This window comes from Acinetobacter sp. Z1, assembly GCF_024296945.1.
GTDB lineage: Bacteria > Pseudomonadota > Gammaproteobacteria > Pseudomonadales > Moraxellaceae > Acinetobacter > Acinetobacter beijerinckii.
Map to the genome: position 1 here is coordinate 208,924 of NZ_CP101115.1, position 18,832 is coordinate 227,755.

Annotated in this window: 18 protein-coding genes and 2 pseudogenes; 13 read left to right on the forward strand and 7 right to left on the reverse strand. The window is 45.8% G+C overall.

The features are described 5' to 3' along the window. Positions 1 to 61 precede the first annotated feature (61 nt). Entirely contained in the window at positions 62 to 325 is a 264-nt protein-coding gene (locus NGC85_RS00955; protein ID WP_254804561.1) for a hypothetical protein, read from the reverse strand. Between the two features lie 103 nt (positions 326 to 428). Between NGC85_RS00955 and NGC85_RS00960 the strand changes: the two genes are divergently transcribed. Further along, a complete protein-coding gene (locus NGC85_RS00960; RefSeq protein ID WP_254804562.1) occupies positions 429 to 1,037 on the forward strand; it encodes an XRE family transcriptional regulator in 609 nt (202 codons plus the stop codon). On the opposite strand, the gene NGC85_RS00965 is transcribed toward NGC85_RS00960, so the two are convergent. After that, positions 1,034 to 1,642: a recombinase family protein gene (locus tag NGC85_RS00965; RefSeq protein WP_004726718.1), complete on the reverse strand. Its 609-nt coding sequence runs from the start codon at positions 1,640 to 1,642 to the stop codon at positions 1,034 to 1,036. The two genes, NGC85_RS00960 and NGC85_RS00965, sit on opposite strands and share 4 nt — an antisense overlap. Before the next feature lie 94 nt (positions 1,643 to 1,736). Between NGC85_RS00965 and NGC85_RS00970 the strand changes: the two genes are divergently transcribed. The 3 genes and pseudogenes from NGC85_RS00970 to NGC85_RS00980 all read left to right on the forward strand — a co-directional run bounded on the left by NGC85_RS00970 (position 1,737) and on the right by NGC85_RS00980 (position 5,409). Then, complete coding sequence (locus NGC85_RS00970; protein ID WP_254804563.1) at positions 1,737 to 4,703, forward strand: Tn3-like element ISAcsp1 family transposase; 2,967 nt, start codon at positions 1,737 to 1,739, stop codon at positions 4,701 to 4,703. 25 nt (positions 4,704 to 4,728) lie between these two features. Continuing rightward, positions 4,729 to 4,938: pseudogene (locus tag NGC85_RS00975) on the forward strand (ATP-binding protein); the annotation flags it as partial. A gap of 117 nt (positions 4,939 to 5,055) precedes the next feature. Beyond that, entirely contained in the window at positions 5,056 to 5,409 is a 354-nt protein-coding gene (locus tag NGC85_RS00980; RefSeq protein WP_009516421.1) for a recombinase family protein, read from the forward strand. Between the two features lie 240 nt (positions 5,410 to 5,649). On the opposite strand, the gene NGC85_RS00985 is transcribed toward NGC85_RS00980, so the two are convergent. Then, the gene (locus tag NGC85_RS00985) at positions 5,650 to 6,729 is read right to left on the reverse strand and encodes an AraC family transcriptional regulator (protein WP_005071493.1); all 1,080 of its coding nucleotides are present in this window, start codon (positions 6,727 to 6,729) and stop codon (positions 5,650 to 5,652) included. Between the two features lie 216 nt (positions 6,730 to 6,945). Here NGC85_RS00985 and NGC85_RS00990 point away from each other — a divergent pair, with 216 nt between their 5' ends. From NGC85_RS00990 to NGC85_RS01000, 3 genes are all read left to right on the forward strand, one after another. Then, positions 6,946 to 7,266: a 2Fe-2S iron-sulfur cluster-binding protein gene (locus NGC85_RS00990; protein ID WP_004658513.1), complete on the forward strand. Its 321-nt coding sequence runs from the start codon at positions 6,946 to 6,948 to the stop codon at positions 7,264 to 7,266. A 49-nt stretch (positions 7,267 to 7,315) separates the two neighbouring features. Then, positions 7,316 to 8,707: a cytochrome P450 gene (locus NGC85_RS00995; RefSeq protein ID WP_004658516.1), complete on the forward strand. Its 1,392-nt coding sequence runs from the start codon at positions 7,316 to 7,318 to the stop codon at positions 8,705 to 8,707. An 86-nt stretch (positions 8,708 to 8,793) separates the two neighbouring features. Next, positions 8,794 to 10,008 carry an NAD(P)/FAD-dependent oxidoreductase gene (locus NGC85_RS01000; protein WP_001193555.1) on the forward strand — a complete coding sequence of 405 codons (1,215 nt, stop codon included), beginning with the start codon at positions 8,794 to 8,796 and terminating at the stop codon, positions 10,006 to 10,008. A gap of 38 nt (positions 10,009 to 10,046) precedes the next feature. Here NGC85_RS01000 and NGC85_RS01005 read toward each other — a convergent pair whose 3' ends face one another. Then, positions 10,047 to 10,277 (reverse strand): IS5 family transposase, encoded by a 231-nt coding sequence (locus NGC85_RS01005; RefSeq protein WP_004656998.1) that lies wholly within the window; start codon positions 10,275 to 10,277, stop codon positions 10,047 to 10,049. Positions 10,278 to 10,933: 656 nt separating this feature from the next. Between NGC85_RS01005 and NGC85_RS01010 the strand changes: the two genes are divergently transcribed. From NGC85_RS01010 to NGC85_RS01030, 5 genes are all read left to right on the forward strand, one after another. Next, entirely contained in the window at positions 10,934 to 11,803 is an 870-nt protein-coding gene (locus NGC85_RS01010; protein ID WP_000149466.1) for a metal-dependent hydrolase, read from the forward strand. Between the two features lie 83 nt (positions 11,804 to 11,886). Continuing rightward, positions 11,887 to 12,513 carry a TetR/AcrR family transcriptional regulator gene (locus NGC85_RS01015; RefSeq protein ID WP_000952904.1) on the forward strand — a complete coding sequence of 209 codons (627 nt, stop codon included), beginning with the start codon at positions 11,887 to 11,889 and terminating at the stop codon, positions 12,511 to 12,513. Further along, positions 12,510 to 13,481, forward strand: coding sequence for a BtrH N-terminal domain-containing protein (locus tag NGC85_RS01020; protein ID WP_000186299.1), 972 nt, complete (start codon positions 12,510 to 12,512; stop codon positions 13,479 to 13,481). Before NGC85_RS01015 ends, NGC85_RS01020 begins: the two co-directional genes overlap by 4 nt. A gap of 56 nt (positions 13,482 to 13,537) precedes the next feature. Continuing rightward, positions 13,538 to 14,002 (forward strand): PaaI family thioesterase, encoded by a 465-nt coding sequence (locus NGC85_RS01025; RefSeq protein WP_000378064.1) that lies wholly within the window; start codon positions 13,538 to 13,540, stop codon positions 14,000 to 14,002. A 1-nt stretch (position 14,003) separates the two neighbouring features. Next, entirely contained in the window at positions 14,004 to 14,423 is a 420-nt protein-coding gene (locus NGC85_RS01030; RefSeq protein ID WP_000029507.1) for a PaaI family thioesterase, read from the forward strand. A gap of 91 nt (positions 14,424 to 14,514) precedes the next feature. On the opposite strand, the pseudogene NGC85_RS01035 reads toward NGC85_RS01030, so the two are convergent. Together NGC85_RS01035 and NGC85_RS01040 are read right to left on the reverse strand one after the other, a co-directional pair. Beyond that, a pseudogene (locus NGC85_RS01035) lies at positions 14,515 to 14,655 on the reverse strand (helix-turn-helix domain-containing protein); the annotation flags it as partial. 33 nt (positions 14,656 to 14,688) lie between these two features. Further along, positions 14,689 to 17,199 carry a Tn3 family transposase gene (locus NGC85_RS01040; RefSeq protein WP_254804564.1) on the reverse strand — a complete coding sequence of 837 codons (2,511 nt, stop codon included), beginning with the start codon at positions 17,197 to 17,199 and terminating at the stop codon, positions 14,689 to 14,691. Between the two features lie 94 nt (positions 17,200 to 17,293). Between NGC85_RS01040 and NGC85_RS01045 the strand changes: the two genes are divergently transcribed. Further along, positions 17,294 to 17,902: a recombinase family protein gene (locus tag NGC85_RS01045; protein WP_004726718.1), complete on the forward strand. Its 609-nt coding sequence runs from the start codon at positions 17,294 to 17,296 to the stop codon at positions 17,900 to 17,902. A gap of 801 nt (positions 17,903 to 18,703) precedes the next feature. On the opposite strand, the gene NGC85_RS17445 is transcribed toward NGC85_RS01045, so the two are convergent. Beyond that, positions 18,704 to 18,826: a hypothetical protein gene (locus tag NGC85_RS17445; protein ID WP_257232889.1), complete on the reverse strand. Its 123-nt coding sequence runs from the start codon at positions 18,824 to 18,826 to the stop codon at positions 18,704 to 18,706. Positions 18,827 to 18,832: the final 6 nt, after the last annotated feature.

Here is an 18,832-nt window from a genome sequence, read left to right on the forward strand (position 1 = left end):
GATAGGTTTATGCAACAAAGCCAAATAAAAATAAAGATGAGTCAGTCTATCTTCGCGATATTTATGCAACAAAGCCTTTTATATTTAAAAATTCTCCATTTGTTGAATTGTAGTCATAGTAGTCGTCAACATTGTAACCAAGATTTTCAAGTGCTTTATCAGTCTGGACATTTAGGCTTTGTTTTAAAAAACTTATGTCGTGAATCCACTTAAATCCATTCTTGATAAAAACTTCGCCACCGAAAGCTTCAGGAGCTTCAATTGGTTCGTACCCTAATTCAATAGCTCGTTGTTTACTTGCGATTAGCCAATCTATTTTTGCCATAAAATATCTGAATTTATCTAATATTATCTTAACTTTATCACTTGTTCTAAGCTACTTTTCGCTTATATTTAACTTATTGATTAAATTAGATTCGGTTGTCACAATGAGTGAACAATTACAGCAAAAACCTAAAGCTCCTCGTAAAAGGTTCAAACTGACAAAGCAATTAATCAGAATTGCTTTGGATAATGGGCATACTCAAATCAGCATACAAAAGATGTGTAGGTTAAGTAGTCAATCACAAGTAAGTGACTGGAAGAATGGGGTGAAATTAGCTTATGAAGATCAAATAAAGCCTCTTCTAGATTTATATGGTCATCAACTCAGAAAAGTTACCTCACAACTCTATCAGGTGCGAAAGTCTGATGAAGAAATGCGGTTGGAAGAAGAGAATGGCATTGAAGAGTCTTTTCCAATAAAGTTTGTTTTGGTTGAAGGTAAAGTGATTTTACGTGAAAAATTTATAAATCCCCAACGAGACTATCAAGGACGTATAAAACGAAAAGATGCACAAGCTATCTTATCTATTCATGATCAAGGTGATAATAAATTTAGATGTGTAATTCAGAAATTAATTACATTTAAGCCTAATAACAATCATCCAGCCCATCATGAGGTGAGTGCAAATTTTTTAGCTGAAATTACAGAACCTCTAGATATGAATGAATTGATTCAGGGGTCGTCTCAGGAAACGGAAAATATAGCACGCTAAGGATTTTCACTCCGACTTCTTTTAACGATATCCAACACGGTATTTTTGCTTAGATTGACCAGCCGACCGACTTGTCGATAAGAGTGTCCAGCAGACACCAACTCCAACACTTTAGGTGCCAGACGATCTGACTTGGTACGTTGACCAGGACGACGACCAAACACAACGCCCCGCGCTTGTGCCGCTGCTACACCAGAGCGCACACGTTCACGTAGTAAATCTCCCTCAAACTCTGCTAATGCAGACATCACAGAAGCCATGAGCTTTCCCTGAGATGTGGAAAGGTCAAACTGCAAACCTGTTTGTGCCACCAGAGATACCCCGAAATGCCCAAGATCTTGTAATGACTGTACGAGATCCACGGTGCTTCTGCCCCAGCGTGTCAATTCCGTCACCAAGATGGCATCGATTTCACGAGATTGCGCCATGGTCATCAAGTATTTTCTTTGCAATCTCTCATCCTTACTGCCTGATGCAGTTTCTTTCCAAACACCGACAACATCGTAGCCGCAACGATTGGCGTAGGCACGTAGGTCATATTCCTGTCGTTCGCAGGACTGATCGTTCGTTGATACTCGGCAATAAATGGCCGCATTCTGTCCCAATTGAACCTCCTTGCGAAATTGCAGCGCAAAGCTAAGCGTGGCGGTACAAAATAATGTACCTTTAATAGTTTAGTTTATTTGGGACTAATGAGCCATGCCGCGCCATTCTATTTTGTCGTCCACGGAATTGGGAAGCCTGTTCGAAATTCCAGATGATAGAGCTTTTATGCTTCAGCATTACACTCTGAGTGATTCTGATAAATCCATAGTCCATCAACATCGAGGGGCATCCAACAAGCTAGGCTTTGCAATTCAACTTTGCTACATGCGTTACCCTGGAGTGATATTGGGTATTAACGACGAACCATTCAAACCCTTACTTTTCATGATGGCTGCTCAACTTAGTATATCAGTGGACTGCTGGAATGATTATGGTCAGCGCGAGCAAACAAGACGAGAACATATTGCCGAATTGAAAAAAGTTTTTGGGTTCAAACTATTCACCTTGAGTGACTATCGGCAATCGGTCAATATGATGGTGGATTTGTCCCTTCAGACAGATAAAGGTCTTATTTTAGCCACAACTCTCGTTGAAAATTTACGACAAAAATCAGTCCTTTTGCCAGCTATAAATGCAATTGATAGTATTTGCGCAGAAGCAATCACATCTGCCAACCGCATAATTTATACTGCTTTGACGAGTTCACTTTCAGAAACTCATCGTCAAAATATAGATGCTTTGCTGAACCGTAAAGAGGGCAGCAAACTGACAATATTGGGGTGGCTTAGACAGTCACCAGCTAAACCAAACTCAAAGTACATGCTTGAGCACATTGAGCGGCTGAAGTGCTTACAAGCCATCGATCTACCTGAAGACATTGGAAAACACGTTCATCAAAATCGCTTACTGAAAATTGCTCGCGAAGGTGGGCAAATGACTCCTGCTGATTTGGCCAGATTTGAATCTCAACGTCGATATGCCACTTTGGTAGCAATCGTTGTGGAGAGTATGGCCACGATCACCGACGAAATTATTGACCTGCATGATCACATTATTGGAAAGCTATTTGCTATCGCAAAAAATAAACACCAGCAACAATTTCAATCATCAGGTAAAGCGATCAACGACAAAGTGCGTTTGTATGGGCTTATCGGGAAAGCCTTGCTAGATGCCAAGCAAAATGGCAGTGATCCGTTTGCCGCCATCGAAACTGTTATTTCATGGGATGCTTTTGCAGCAAGTATTACTGAGGCAGAAAAACTGGCGCAACCCGAAGACTTTGATTTTTTACCACGAATTGGCGAGAGCTATGCAACTTTACGCCGTTACGCGCCAGAACTTCTTGCCATACTTAAATTGCGTGCTGCCCCAGCAGCAAAAGATATGCTTGCCGCTGTAGAGTTGCTCCGCAGCATGAATGTTGATAATACACGAAAAATCCCCTCTAATGCTCCAATAGCGTTTATCAAAAAACGGTGGGCAAGACTAGTCTTTACCGATGATGGTATTGATCGCCGCTATTACGAAATATGTGTGTTATCTGAACTTAAAAACTCGCTACGGGCTGGGGATCTCTGGGTACAAGGCTCTCGCCAATTCAAAGACTTCGATGAGTATTTAGTGACTGCTGATAAATTTAATCAGCTAAAACAGTCCAATGAGTTACCTCTAACCATTACTACTGATTGTGATCTATATTTGCAAAGTCGCCTTTCACTATTGGAGCAGAAATTAGCAATCATTAATCGCATGGCAGCGACCAACGATTTGCCTGATGCGATGATCAATCAATCTGGTCTAAAAATAACACCTCTCGATGCCGTGGCTCCTGATACAGCCCAAACTTTAATTGACCAAACAGCAATGCTGTTACCACATATCAAGATCACCGAATTATTAATGGAGGTCGATGAATGGACAGGCTTTACTCGACACTTCACTCATTTGAAAACGGATGACACTGCGAAGGATAAAGCGTTATTGCTCACGACCATACTGGCTGATGCAATTAATTTAGGGCTGACGAAAATGGCCGAATCATGTCCTGGTACAACTTATGCCAAACTCTCATGGCTACAGGCTTGGCATATCCGTGATGAAACTTATTCAACGGCATTGGCCGAATTGGTGAATGCTCAATTGAAACAACCTTTCGCTGAAAACTGGGGAGATGGCACTACCTCCTCATCAGATGGCCAACGCTTCCGCGCAGGTGGCAGAGCTGAAAGTACAGGACATATCAATCCAAAATATGGCGCAGAGCCTGGAAGGTTATTTTATACACACATTTCTGATCAATACGCACCATTTAGCAGTAAGCTGATCAATGTGGGCGTTCGTGATTCAACCTATGTTCTTGATGGGCTGCTGTATCACGAGTCTGATTTACGCATCGAGGAACACTACACCGATACGGCTGGATTCACCGACCATGTTTTTGCACTCATGCACATGCTAGGGTTTCGATTTGCACCACGAATTCGTGATCTGGGCGATACGAAACTCTATATTCCAAAGTCAGACATAGACTATGCCGCACTTAAACCCATGATTGGCGGCACACTGAATATCAAACAGATTCGTACTCATTGGGACGATATTTTGCGTCTGGCCGCATCAATCAAGCAAGGGACTGTCACAGCGTCGCTAATGCTACGTAAACTCGGTAGTTATCCACGACAGAATGGTTTGGCATTGGCATTACGAGAGCTGGGGCGTATTGAGCGCACACTGTTTATCTTGGATTGGTTGCAAAGCGTAGAACTACGCCGTCGGGTTCAAGCTGGATTAAATAAAGGTGAAGCCCGTAATGCATTAGCGCGCGCCGTTTTCTTTTATCGATTGGGTGAGATTCGAGATCGAAGCTTTGAGCAACAGCGTTATCGAGCCAGTGGCTTGAATCTAGTGACCGCCGCCATTGTATTGTGGAACACGGTTTATTTAGAGAGAGCGACTAACGCCCTACGAGGGCATGGTCGCACAGTCGATGATACCTTGCTGCAATATCTGTCACCGCTGGGGTGGGAGCACATCAATTTAACTGGGGATTATCTATGGCGAAGCAAAGCCAAGATAGGTGGTGGAAAATTTAGGCCATTGCGCGCAATTGAAAAACCTTAGCGTGCTATATTTTCCGTTTCCTGAGACGACCCCTATCATTACGACGAACTTGAGCTTCTCGGAATGGAGCAATGTATTTGGTGATGCTAAGTTGACGACTGCACTGCTGGATCGACTGACTCATCATTGCCATATCATCGAAACGGGTAATGAATCCTATCGTTTTAAGCAAAGCACGGAGGAAGCCAAGCAGCGTATAAAGAAACGAGAAGCAGAGAAAGGAGAGTTATTTTAACCGTCGATCAGTGAAGAAAAAGCAACAGCAATTGATCGATTTATCCACAGCAGTGTAGTACGCTACATTGCTTAAATGCCTGGTCAATATTCAACGAGCATCGCTGGTCAATATTAAGTGAGCGTCAACAATCTTGGGCATTTCGGGGTATCTCTGGTGGCACAAACAGGTTTGCAGTTTGACCTTTCCACATCTCAGGGAAAGCTCATGGCTTCTGTGATGTCTGCATTAGCAGAGTTTGAGGGAGATTTACTACGTGAACGTGTGCGCTCTGGTGTAGCAGCGGCACAAGCGCGTGGCGTTGTGTTTGGTCGTCGTCCTGGTCAACGTACCAAGTCAGATCGTCTGGCACCTAAAGTGTTGGAGTTGGTGTCTGCTGGACACTCTTATCGACAAGTCGGTCGGCTGGTCAATCTAAGCAAAAATACCGTGTTGGATATCGTTAAAAGAAGTCGGAGTGAAAATCCTTAGCGTGCTATATTTTCCGTTTCCTGAGACGACCCCTAACTGAAGACATTGACGGTGGATGGGCTGCAATGGGAATTAAAACCTCTACAGAGTTCACAGCGGGTTGCAAGCGTTGGGTTGAGTTGAGGTTATCGGATTGGAAGTGGAGGGCTGCCATATGATTGCCATCTCTGACATAGCGTTTTAAGGTATTTTTCTAGGGCGTATTGATGTTTCAACGTATTAACAATCATACGAACAACCTCATTCTCTCAGGTCATTTTCTTCTTGCCGATGGGTGATTTTTCGCCGATAAGCACTTGGTGATACACCAAACCAGCGTTTAAACGCGCGCCGAAAATTAGCAGAGTCGTGGTAATTCAGTAAGCTGGCAATTGCCTCGACCGATATTTGAGGGTCATGTAAATAACTACTGGCTTTCTCAGATAAAATCCGATCTCGAATCAGCCGGTAACTCGTGTTCTCTTTGACCAGACGTCTGGCCAGCGTACGCTTATTCATAAACAAGGCTGCAGCCAGATCCTCTTCACTCAGTTGCCCGAGCGGATAGGACAGCATGGCTTTTTGCACTTGGTAGGTGGTGCTGTGTTGTTGGGTCTTGAGCCGGTTGAGGATCATTTCGCATTGTTGCATCGCCAGCAGATAGCTATCGTGCTGCGCGGATGCATTGGCAATCAAGCACAACTCGGTCGGCACTCGGATCGACAGTTGTGGCTGATCAAACTGATAGGTACCGGCAAGATAATCCGCGTAACAGGCATGATGATCGGGGGCGGGATGGCTAAACTGAATCACCGCCTCGGTCAGCGGTCGTCCAACAATAAATTCGGCACATTCCGAAAAAATCACCGCAACAGTTTCGGACAGTAGCCGATGTACTGCATGACTCAAGGTCTGCTCAAAGAAAATCAAGCAGGTCGTCCACTCAGCATTGGTGTGTGTTTCGAGCCTAATCAAACTCATACGGGTCGGCAAAAAAGTTTGAAACGCTTGTAACACGGCCAATAAGTTCGGGCTGCTATTGATTAAAAAGCCCATCGAGCCATGTGTTGACGGCGTGAGCCGCTGCCCTAAACGCAAGCCAAACTGATCGGATGCGGACAACTCCAAGCTATTTTGTAAGATTTGAATCTGTTGGCTGGCCGTGATCATCGTGTCGTCACGCATCAGTTGTTCAGCGGTCAGCGTGGTGAATTTTAATAGTTTAGGTAGGTCACGCGCCTGCAAGTCCAGCTCTAGGCCAATCAGACGGGTATAGCTACAGGGGATATTAGCAGATTCACTTGTACTGGCGAGACCAGTCAGCAGACTTGGATGCAACATGGCTCAAACACCTCAATAACAGACCAGTATGAAAGAACATCGACTAGAAAAATGCAATCGACGATGGGGCTACAGCGCCATAATCGTCTTTTAATGACCCTATATTGTCAACAAGAGACCTGTAAGCAGTATGGATACATGTCTATTATGAGTAAAGAGGGATGGCTATTTTCATCGGCGTCACCAGCAACCGTATACCACACAGGAGTAGTAATAATGGGTCAAATTACATTGATCGAGTATGACGGTACCGCCACCGTACTTGACATCGAAGCGGGCAAGTCGCTGATGCAACTGGCTATCGATCACGGCGTATCCGGCATTGATGGAGATTGCGGTGGCGAATGTGCTTGTGGAACCTGTCATGTGATCGTTGACGGTGCTTGGCTGGCGGCGACAGGACAGCCCAATGACGAAGAGGCGCGCATGCTAGAGATGGTACCAGAAGGTACGGCGTCGTCTCGTTTGGCGTGCCAGATTCAATTGTCCGATGCAATGGATGGCATGGTGGTGCATTTGCCTGAGTTTCAAATGTAGTGACGGCAGATTTCAACAGCTGTTAAGCATCATCATTGAGGAATGAATCATGAAAAACATGCAAGCCACACTAAACCAAATTTCAGCCCTGCTGCCGATACCCATGCATTTACAAGTGAAAGGCATGCAGGTGTTCCAAAAGGTCAAGCAACGGGTGACACAGGCGCAACCGTTCCCTGATTTTGTAGAAAAGCCAATCCCCGATGTTGCCACGCTCAAGCTCGAAGACATCGATATGAGCAATCCGTTTTTATATCGACAGCATCAATGGCAGTCATACTTTAAGCGGCTACGCGACGAGCGTCCTGTTCATTACCAAAAAAGCAGTCCATTCGGTGCATTTTGGTCGATTACCCGTTATGACGATATTGTGTTCGTGGACAAATCCCACGAGCTGTTTTCGGCGGAACCGGTGATTGTGATTGGCAAGCCGCCCGCCGGACTGGATGTGGAAATGTTTATTGCAATGGATCCGCCTAAGCACGATGTGCAGCGTCAAGCGGTACAAGGTGTGGTCGCACCGAAAAATTTAAAAGAAATGGAAGGGCTGATCCGCAGTCGGGTACAAGAGATTTTGGATGATTTGCCGCTCGATACGCCGTTTGATTGGGTGGAGCGGGTGTCCAAAGAAATCACCGCACGCATGCTGGCGACCTTGTTAGATTTTCCGTATGAACAGCGGCACAAGCTGGTGTACTGGTCTGATACGTTGGCGGGCAGCGCAGAAGCCACGGGCGGTGAGATTAGCGACAACGATGTGCTTTTTAATGCCGCCGCTGATATGGCCAAGCAGTTTGCCGCGCTGTGGCATGCCAAGGCGGCTCAGCAAGCGGCAGGTGAGCCGATGGGATTTGATTTGATTAGCTTAATGCTGAGCAATGACGATACCAAGGATTTGATTCACCGTCCGATGGAGTTTTTGGGCAATTTGGCCTTGCTGATTGTCGGTGGGAATGACACCACGCGGAACTCCATGACCGGCGGGGTATATGCGCTGAACCTGTTTCCTGAGCAGTTTGTCAAACTGAAAAACCAACCGAGCCTGATTCCAAATATGGTGTCCGAGATCATTCGCTGGCAGACCCCACTGGCGTATATGCGTCGCATCGCCAAGCAAGACATCGAGATGCACGGCCAAACCATCCGTAAGGGCGACAAGATCTTAATGTGGTATGCCTCGGGCAATCGTGACGAGCGGGTGATTGAACAGCCAGATGCGTTTTTGATTGATCGTAAAGGTGCACGCAATCATTTGTCATTTGGCTTTGGTGTGCATCGCTGTATGGGCAATCGCTTGGCCGAGATGCAGTTGCGGATTCTGTGGGAGGAGTTATTGCTTCGCTTCGACAATATTGAGGTATTGGGTGAGCCAGAGTTGGTGCAGTCTAACTTTGTGCGCGGCTATGCCAAGATGATGGTCAAACTGACTGCCAAAGCGTAGGTATCAAAATAGGCGACAGAGGCATTTTGCAACTGTCGTCGGCAACAATTGATGCTGTGCATCAACCATGAACTGAGTGAATTCATATGCAAACAATCGTCATCATTGGCGCAAGTCATGCTGCGGCGCAGTTGGCGGCAAGTCTGCGGCCAGATGGCTGGCAGGGCGAGATTGTGGTGATCGGCGATGAGCCGTATTTGCCGTATCATCGACCGCCGTTGTCCAAGACCTTTTTATGCGGTGCACAACTGGTCGATGAGTTATTGATTCGGCCAGCCGCTTTTTATCAAAAAAATCAGATCGAATTTCGGCACGGGCGGGTGGTTGCGATTGATCGGGCAGCGCGCAGCGTGACACTACAAGATGGCAGTACGCTTGCGTATGACCAGTTGGCGCTGTGTACCGGTGCACGAGTCAGGACGGTGTCGCTGGCTGGGTCTGATTTGGCAGGTGTGCATTATCTTAGAAATATCAGCGATGTACAGGCTATCCAGCCATTTGTACAACCCAACGGCAAAGCAGTGGTGATCGGTGGTGGCTATATCGGTCTTGAAACAGCCGCCGCATTGACCGAGCAGGGCATGCAGGTGGTGGTCTTGGAAGCCGCCGAGCGGATTTTGCAGCGGGTAACTGCACCGGAAGTGTCGGACTTTTATACGCGGATTCATCGCGAACAGGGTGTGACGATTCATACCGGTGTGTCGGTCACGGCGATCACGGGTGAGGGGCGGGCGCAAGCGGTGCTGTGTGCCGATGGTTCGATGTTCGATGCAGATCTGGTGATCATCGGGGTCGGGGTTGTACCGAATATCGAGTTGGCGCTGGACGCGGGCTTGCAGGTGGACAATGGTATTGTGATTGATGAGTATTGCCGTACCAGTGCGCCAGAGATTGTGGCCATCGGGGATTGTGCCAATGCGTTTAATCCGATTTATCAGCGGCGGATGCGCTTGGAGTCGGTACCAAACGCCAATGAACAGGCCAAAATTGCCTCGGCGACCTTGTGTGGCTTACAGCGGACCTCGAAGAGTTTGCCTTGGTTTTGGTCAGATCAGTATGATCTAAAGTTGCAGATTGCGGGACTCAGTCAGGGGTATGATCAGATCGTGATTCGGGGTGATGTGCAGCAAAGGCGTAGCTTTGCAGCGTTTTATTTGCAGGCGGGTCGCCTGATTGCGGCGGATTGTGTGAATCGTCCGCAGGAGTTTATGCTAAGCAAAAAGCTGATCACGGCTGGTACGGCGGTCGATCCACTGCGGTTGGCGGATGAGTCGATTGCGGTACAGGCGTTGATGGGGTAGCTTAAAACTACATCAGGCTAGATTTGCATTACGCTGATTCAGATGTTAATCAGAATGGCATCGATAGATACCTGTGAGAGCAAGTCAGGTGCAGCTTTGGCTTTGTGTAATTCACCACCCGTGATCGCAAACACGATGGGTAATCCATACCCATCTACGGCAAGATGGATCTTACTTGTCTTGCTACCTCGACTTAAGCCAATCGCCTCCTGATCGTGAGTTGCAGCACGTGCATTATGTTGATGTGCCTTGACGTAATTGCTATCCATAACCCCTACTCTATATCAGAGTCAGTAGATAAAACCCTGAGTATGCTTTGGAAAAAACCTTTTGCTGACCAGTCGTTGTATCTTTTGTAGAGATTAGGCTGCTGACCAAACTCAGTCAGGAGGTAGGTCTAGCCATGGACATTTCACCCACATTCTGTAGAGCATGGCTTCTACGGTGAGCCGTAAATTTGGTTTGTGATCAATGTCCTGTTGCTTGAGCATAGGAGAAATCTTTGCTCAATGTTGGTCGTTCAGCATAAAGCGTGGCATGGTGGACTCGGATGGGGAGAGCTTTAATTCTCTGAGTCTGCCTCCAATTTGCAATCAATATTTTCAAACGTCAACACACTCTAATGTAAAAAAACTAACATTAAAAAAACACCTCTGCCAAAAGGTCTGGTAGCTATATTCGATGTCAAAGATGATCTGGCTCACCTGCTGCGTTGTTAACTCATTCTATCAAATTTTGAGGACAGGCTTGACATTTGGTCAATCGACCAATATATATTCAAAATATGCATTTGGTCATTTGACCAATACCCGTTGAATTCTTGTGTGATATTTGCTGTGCCTGACCAAGGTGAAAAATATTGCTCAAGGTCAAATGTGATAGCAGGTTTACAGACATTCGATGCCTTTACAAGGAAACTCTCGCCATGACTCATATGATCAATATCCAGCCACGTAAGCCGCGGTTTGATTTAAGTGATGTTCCAGTTTTTTGGAACGACGGTGACCCGGTGTTAACACGCTTCTTTGATGCACTTTCTATTCACTTCCCCGATGGAGAGCGTTTTTTTATTCAGTCGGTGCGTAACTATCAGGATCTGGTCACAGATCCTAAACTGAGAGAAGATATCAAAAACTTTTTTCGCCAAGAAGCGCAACATGGCATTGTGCATGACCAGTATAATGCGGTGATGCAGTCGCAAGGCATTCATGTCGAAAAGGTCATCGCAAGATTCAAATTATTTATTCGGCTCTCCCAAAAACACCTGCCCGCCAAGTATCTGTTGGCCATGACAGCTGCCTTTGAACATATTACTGCTGTACTAGGCGAGGGTGCTATGGAGGGTGAGGGTGAGATGTTCAAGAATGCTCATCCCGCAATGCGTGCCATGTTCATGTGGCATGGGGTAGAAGAAGTCGAACACAAAACAGTAGCCTTTGATGTTTACGAAACAGCGGCAGGTGGGGGGTATTTCACCCGCGCATCTGCTTTGATTATCGGAACGCTACTGGTACATGCGGTGGTTGGCTCAGTTCTTTGGCATATGTTGAAAATTGACAAACTACAAGGTCAGCCATTGGTGCTTGCTAAGGGATTTTATCGCCTCTATGGACCACGTGGCCTGATTACCAGACTTATTCCACGCTATCTGGACTGGTTTAAGCCAGGTTTCCATCCTAGCGACACCGAAATCCCAGAAAAGGTTAATTCTTGGCTGGCTGAATATGATAAGCATCAAGACCCTATGGAAGCGTCACGAATTGTTTTTAATGTCCCCATTGCAAAAGCTGTATAGATCAGGAGAGACCGTGAAAGACTCGACTCGACTTGACCAAGTCGAGTAACCTGTCTTATTGATATAATGTTATGAGTCAAACTATGTTGAGTAGTGAATCTACGCGAGTCGAAGTTGCTGACCGCGAGAGAGTATTAGCCGCTTCTGCCAAGCTGTTTCGAGAAAAGGGTTTTGAGCGTACCAGTGTGCGAGAAATTGCCAGTGCTTGTGGTATTCTTCCAGGCAGTCTGCATTACCGCTATCGTAGTAAAGACGATATTTTGGTTGATATGATGCGGCTTGCTATTGAGAGAACTATTTACAGGATTGTTGAGGCGACTTCCGCGATTCAAGATCCACTCAAAAAAATGCAATCGGCACTGCAGACACATGTCGATATCCTTATGTCGGGTGACGATATGGTTTATGTGTTGTTGTTTGAGTGGCGCTCGGTACATGGAGTCGCACGTGAGCAGATTATTGCTGAGAGAGACAGATACGAGCGATATTGGCAGACAATTCTTGATGATCTGCAGTCTTATGGTTGTATCCGAAACGATGTGGATGCAGATCTGTTAAGACTGATTGGGCTAGGAGCAATAAACTGGGCTGCCACTTGGTATAAAGAAAATGGTAAGTACAATCTTGAACAGATCGCGGATGCGATATGGCAGATGATGACAAGAGGCATCCTTAATCCAGATTTTCACGAAGAGGCAAAAAACCTGTGACCAACTATAAGACTCCATCCCGTATCACGCACGCCATCGGGAGGCATTGTGGCAGCTCCGCAATTCGTGATTTGCTCGAGTTTAATGGGCTGAATATTTCCGAGGCCATGTGCTTTGGATTAGGCTCAGGGCTTGGCGTGACCTATTTGGAAATGGCTGACGCCCCTGTGCCATTTTTAGTGCATGTGCGGTCTTTGGGGTTTGAAGCGCGCGTATTTGAAAGTATCGGTATACCCTTTGAGTGGCAAACCTTCGAGTCACCCGAATCGGCAGCCACCGCGCTGGAGAAATGTTTGGATGCGGGTCACCCCACCCTGTTGCTGACGGATATTTTTTATTTACCTTACTTCAACAGCAGCACGCACTTTCCCGGTCACGCCATAGCCGCTTGGTCGAGAAATCCAGAGACAGGTGCGGTATTTGTCACCGATACCGAGCGTCCGAGTGTTTTGTCGGTGACGCGAGAGGCACTGACCCGCGCACGTTTTTCTACACAGCCCCCATTTATTCACTATGGCAATATGTTCACGCCCACCGCGTTTCAAGGCGAAATTACCCCCGAGATGATTACCGGTGTCATCCATGACAACGCCAAGTCATTAGCTGTGAGTGGCATATCGGCACTGGAAACATGGCTGGCCGAACTGAGTCGTTGGGGAGCCACAGGCGATTGGCACTGGACGACCCGATTTGCCTACCAAATTATTGAAAAGCGTGGCACAGGTGGCGGCGGCTTCCGCAAAATGTACGCTGAATTCCTTGATGAAGCGGTTCACTATGACGCAAGTGTACAGCAATATCGACTGCCCCTGTTAATGAGGGCTTGCGAAAAAGCATGGACGGCATTAGCCATGTGTTTGAAGTCTGCCTCGGAAAGCACAAACTTTCCATATGCCGCCATTGAAGAGGCCATTGTGGCGGTGATGCAGGCCGAACGTAATTATACAGATGCCGCCCTTGCACTTTGAGACGTGCCGCTAATTTTTTCGCAATAAAATCAGCCAGCAATGGCGGGAGTTCAAAAATGGACAGTAATAACACGGCACACCTGACCATGGCTAAGGCGTTTTTTGGTACTAATCACCCTTTATTCAATATGTTCAATATTAGTGTTGGTGCAGTGAGCGATGGTCATGCCGAGATGACGATGCCCTTCTCTGAGCAACTCTCTGACCGTAAAGGCTCACTGCATCGAGGGGCTTTGGTGACGCTGCTGGATACGACTTGCGGCTTATCTATTTTTTCGTCATTGCGGTCGTTAGAGCCGATTGCCACTATTGATTTGCGTGTCGATTTTTTGCGACGTATTCCCTCTGCGGTAGGTTTAAAGGCGATAGTGGATTGCATTGGTAGAACCGATACGGTGGCCTTTATCACGGGCCGAGCGGTTGCAGAAGACAGTGGTGAGCTACTGGCTACTGTCACTGGTTCTTTCGCAATCGGCACGATGGGACCCTCTTTTGACAGCAATGAAGCGCGAGGCGAGTGATATGAGTATAGTAAATCAGATGAGCGCGGAAACACCCCCACTAAAATTGTGTGACGAGCCTTTTGTCGATTTTCTAGGTTTTCGTGAGGAAATGCAACATGGAGAAATACAGTACTTTATGGACTTTCGTGATTCGCATATCGGCAACCCGATGATTGGCACGTTTCATGGCGGCATTCTCGCGAGTTTTGGTGAAGTGGCCGCCGCCGCCTATCTTGCCCGTCAGCGTGGTGATAATGAGCTGCCCTTATGCTCCACGATGACCTTTGATTACCTGCGGCCAGCATTTATAGGTACGTTACAGGCAGTCCCCAGTATTGTTCGTGCGGGTCGGCGCATTACGACAGTATCGGTTCAGTTACTACTTGATGGCAAGTTGGTTTGTATCGGTCGATTCCTGTTTACGGTTAGCAGCAAATAAAATTGGAGCAAGCTCAGTTCAGGATGCCGACCCTGTTTTACTCAGAAAAATTTTCAATAGATAGACAAATAATATCAAATAGCTGGAACTACTACTGATACCGATACAGCGTTGGCGCAGAAATCCCAAACTCCTTCGCCAATGCTCGCTTGGTTTTGTAGTCGCCAGATTCAAGACGTTGATGCAGCAGAGCCACTTGTTCAGGAGTCAGTGACGGCTTACGGCCCTTGTAGGGGTCGTCTCAGGAAACGGAAAATATAGCACGCTAAGGTTTTTCAATTGCGCGCAATGGCCTAAATTTTCCACCACCTATCTTGGCTTTGCTTCGCCATAGATAATCCCCAGTTAAATTGATGTGCTCCCACCCCAGCGGTGACAGATATTGCAGCAAGGTATCATCGACTGTGCGACCATGCCCTCGTAGGGCGTTAGTCGCTCTCTCTAAATAAACCGTGTTCCACAATACAATGGCGGCGGTCACTAGATTCAAGCCACTGGCTCGATAACGCTGTTGCTCAAAGCTTCGATCTCGAATCTCACCCAATCGATAAAAGAAAACGGCGCGCGCTAATGCATTACGGGCTTCACCTTTATTTAATCCAGCTTGAACCCGACGGCGTAGTTCTACGCTTTGCAACCAATCCAAGATAAACAGTGTGCGCTCAATACGCCCCAGCTCTCGTAATGCCAATGCCAAACCATTCTGTCGTGGATAACTACCGAGTTTACGTAGCATTAGCGACGCTGTGACAGTCCCTTGCTTGATTGATGCGGCCAGACGCAAAATATCGTCCCAATGAGTACGAATCTGTTTGATATTCAGTGTGCCGCCAATCATGGGTTTAAGTGCGGCATAGTCTATGTCTGACTTTGGAATATAGAGTTTCGTATCGCCCAGATCACGAATTCGTGGTGCAAATCGAAACCCTAGCATGTGCATGAGTGCAAAAACATGGTCGGTGAATCCAGCCGTATCGGTGTAGTGTTCCTCGATGCGTAAATCAGACTCGTGATACAGCAGCCCATCAAGAACATAGGTTGAATCACGAACGCCCACATTGATCAGCTTACTGCTAAATGGTGCGTATTGATCAGAAATGTGTGTATAAAATAACCTTCCAGGCTCTGCGCCATATTTTGGATTGATCATCGCATCAGGCAAATCGTTGGTCGCTGCCATGCGATTAATGATTGCTAATTTCTGCTCCAATAGTGAAAGGCGACTTTGCAAATATAGATCACAATCAGTAGTAATGGTTAGAGGTAACTCATTGGACTGTTTTAGCTGATTAAATTTATCAGCAGTCACTAAATACTCATCGAAGTCTTTGAATTGGCGAGAGCCTTGTACCCAGAGATCCCCAGCCCGTAGCGAGTTTTTAAGTTCAGATAACACACATATTTCGTAATAGCGGCGATCAATACCATCATCGGTAAAGACTAGTCTTGCCCACCGTTTTTTGATAAACGCTATTGGAGCATTAGAGGGGATTTTTCGTGTATTATCAACATTCATGCTGCGGAGCAACTCTACAGCGGCAAGCATATCTTTTGCTGCTGGGGCAGCACGCAATTTAAGTATGGCAAGAAGTTCTGGCGCGTAACGGCGTAAAGTTGCATAGCTCTCGCCAATTCGTGGTAAAAAATCAAAGTCTTCGGGTTGCGCCAGTTTTTCTGCCTCAGTAATACTTGCTGCAAAAGCATCCCATGAAATAACAGTTTCGATGGCGGCAAACGGATCACTGCCATTTTGCTTGGCATCTAGCAAGGCTTTCCCGATAAGCCCATACAAACGCACTTTGTCGTTGATCGCTTTACCTGATGATTGAAATTGTTGCTGGTGTTTATTTTTTGCGATAGCAAATAGCTTTCCAATAATGTGATCATGCAGGTCAATAATTTCGTCGGTGATCGTGGCCATACTCTCCACAACGATTGCTACCAAAGTGGCATATCGACGTTGAGATTCAAATCTGGCCAAATCAGCAGGAGTCATTTGCCCACCTTCGCGAGCAATTTTCAGTAAGCGATTTTGATGAACGTGTTTTCCAATGTCTTCAGGTAGATCGATGGCTTGTAAGCACTTCAGCCGCTCAATGTGCTCAAGCATGTACTTTGAGTTTGGTTTAGCTGGTGACTGTCTAAGCCACCCCAATATTGTCAGTTTGCTGCCCTCTTTACGGTTCAGCAAAGCATCTATATTTTGACGATGAGTTTCTGAAAGTGAACTCGTCAAAGCAGTATAAATTATGCGGTTGGCAGATGTGATTGCTTCTGCGCAAATACTATCAATTGCATTTATAGCTGGCAAAAGGACTGATTTTTGTCGTAAATTTTCAACGAGAGTTGTGGCTAAAATAAGACCTTTATCTGTCTGAAGGGACAAATCCACCATCATATTGACCGATTGCCGATAGTCACTCAAGGTGAATAGTTTGAACCCAAAAACTTTTTTCAATTCGGCAATATGTTCTCGTCTTGTTTGCTCGCGCTGACCATAATCATTCCAGCAGTCCACTGATATACTAAGTTGAGCAGCCATCATGAAAAGTAAGGGTTTGAATGGTTCGTCGTTAATACCCAATATCACTCCAGGGTAACGCATGTAGCAAAGTTGAATTGCAAAGCCTAGCTTGTTGGATGCCCCTCGATGTTGATGGACTATGGATTTATCAGAATCACTCAGAGTGTAATGCTGAAGCATAAAAGCTCTATCATCTGGAATTTCGAACAGGCTTCCCAATTCCGTGGACGACAAAATAGAATGGCGCGGCATGGCTCATTAGTCCCAAATAAACTAAACTATTAAAGGTACATTATTTTGTACCGCCACGCTTAGCTTTGCGCTGCAATTTCGCAAGGAGGTTCAATTGGGACAGAATGCGGCCATTTATTGCCGAGTATCAACGAACGATCAGTCCTGCGAACGACAGGAATATGACCTACGTGCCTACGCCAATCGTTGCGGCTACGATGTTGTCGGTGTTTGGAAAGAAACTGCATCAGGCAGTAAGGATGAGAGATTGCAAAGAAAATACTTGATGACCATGGCGCAATCTCGTGAAATCGATGCCATCTTGGTGACGGAATTGACACGCTGGGGCAGAAGCACCGTGGATCTCGTACAGTCATTACAAGATCTTGGGCATTTCGGGGTATCTCTGGTGGCACAAACAGGTTTGCAGTTTGACCTTTCCACATCTCAGGGAAAGCTCATGGCTTCTGTGATGTCTGCATTAGCAGAGTTTGAGGGAGATTTACTACGTGAACGTGTGCGCTCTGGTGTAGCAGCGGCACAAGCGCGGGGCGTTGTGTTTGGTCGTCGTCCTGGTCAACGTACCAAGTCAGATCGTCTGGCACCTAAAGTGTTGGAGTTGGTGTCTGCTGGACACTCTTATCGACAAGTCGGTCGGCTGGTCAATCTAAGCAAAAATACCGTGTTGGATATCGTTAAAAGAAGTCGGAGTGAAAATCCTTAGCGTGCTATATTTTCCGTTTCCTGAGACGACCCCATTCAACTTGTGCGTAACTACCGTGAAGAGTCTTTAGTAAATGAAGAATACTTAGTAAATTATTTTACTATCGATTACCTATTATTAAATTCGTTAGTCATGAATGGTTATCAAGTAAAAGAGGTTGAAGTGCTTCCTGCAACTTGGTAACTTAAAGTAAACCTCAAGGCTGTAGGCGCCTAAAGCCTCACAATGAGTCGTAATCGACTTACTTGATTTTACCGCTTGAGTCTTACAGTTCAGCCAATTCGCTGCTGTAACGCGATGGTAAAATCCATTCTGGCATAGATTTAGATTCTGGAAACAGAATAGGAAACGAAAGTCCCGAAAACTAAGTTTATGAATTAAGGGTTAGGGGTGGGTAAGAAAGGGCAGCCAACGAAAGTTTTGCTGCCCTTTCGTCTATTAATAAATTTAAAAAGAGACTATTAACTCCCTTTTTTAAGCCTTTGAGTTTTATGTAACAGATTATCCAAGAATGGATCATCACAGTATTGCTTCATAATTTACTATTCCTAGTTCTCTTAGAATGCGTTTAACAGTATTTTTAAATTCAATATAGCTTCTCTGTTTACTCGGAGTGGAAGGTATAGCTAACTTCCGCTGTTCGAATATACACAGTTGATCGTGTTTTTTACCGCTAATGATACGAAAGCTCTTATGTTTAAGTAGTCGCTTTACGTATGCATTGATGTCCTTATCTTTTGAGTAATACATAGCTTTCCCTAAAACAAATAGGAGATCGAAATCTCCTAGATGCATAATGCTTTATCCTTGGTAGCGATCATTGTTTGGATTTAATTGATCTGAATGATTATCTAGAGAATCCCAATAGGCATCATTATTTGGATTCATGCTATCAGAGCGATCATCGTTAGGTGTTCTAGACATTCTATT

What these genes read in the sequence shown, in the direction of transcription:
- NGC85_RS01005 (WP_004656998.1), bottom strand. Translation starts at nt 10,277, where the DNA reads ATGGATAGCAATTACGTCAAGGCACATCAACATAATGCACGTGCTGCA.
- NGC85_RS00995 (WP_004658516.1), top strand. Translation starts at nt 7,316, where the DNA reads ATGAAAAACATGCAAGCCACACTAAACCAAATTTCAGCCCTGCTGCCG.
- NGC85_RS00970 (WP_254804563.1), top strand. Translation starts at nt 1,737, where the DNA reads ATGCCGCGCCATTCTATTTTGTCGTCCACGGAATTGGGAAGCCTGTTC.
- NGC85_RS00985 (WP_005071493.1), bottom strand. Translation starts at nt 6,729, where the DNA reads ATGTTGCATCCAAGTCTGCTGACTGGTCTCGCCAGTACAAGTGAATCT.
- NGC85_RS00990 (WP_004658513.1), top strand. Translation starts at nt 6,946, where the DNA reads ATGGGTCAAATTACATTGATCGAGTATGACGGTACCGCCACCGTACTT.
- NGC85_RS01025 (WP_000378064.1), top strand. Translation starts at nt 13,538, where the DNA reads ATGGACAGTAATAACACGGCACACCTGACCATGGCTAAGGCGTTTTTT.
- NGC85_RS01000 (WP_001193555.1), top strand. Translation starts at nt 8,794, where the DNA reads ATGCAAACAATCGTCATCATTGGCGCAAGTCATGCTGCGGCGCAGTTG.
- NGC85_RS01010 (WP_000149466.1), top strand. Translation starts at nt 10,934, where the DNA reads ATGACTCATATGATCAATATCCAGCCACGTAAGCCGCGGTTTGATTTA.
- NGC85_RS00955 (WP_254804561.1), bottom strand. Translation starts at nt 325, where the DNA reads ATGGCAAAAATAGATTGGCTAATCGCAAGTAAACAACGAGCTATTGAA.
- NGC85_RS01030 (WP_000029507.1), top strand. Translation starts at nt 14,004, where the DNA reads ATGAGTATAGTAAATCAGATGAGCGCGGAAACACCCCCACTAAAATTG.
- NGC85_RS17445 (WP_257232889.1), bottom strand. Translation starts at nt 18,826, where the DNA reads ATGTCTAGAACACCTAACGATGATCGCTCTGATAGCATGAATCCAAAT.
- NGC85_RS00960 (WP_254804562.1), top strand. Translation starts at nt 429, where the DNA reads ATGAGTGAACAATTACAGCAAAAACCTAAAGCTCCTCGTAAAAGGTTC.
- NGC85_RS01040 (WP_254804564.1), bottom strand. Translation starts at nt 17,199, where the DNA reads ATGCCGCGCCATTCTATTTTGTCGTCCACGGAATTGGGAAGCCTGTTC.
- NGC85_RS01015 (WP_000952904.1), top strand. Translation starts at nt 11,887, where the DNA reads ATGTTGAGTAGTGAATCTACGCGAGTCGAAGTTGCTGACCGCGAGAGA.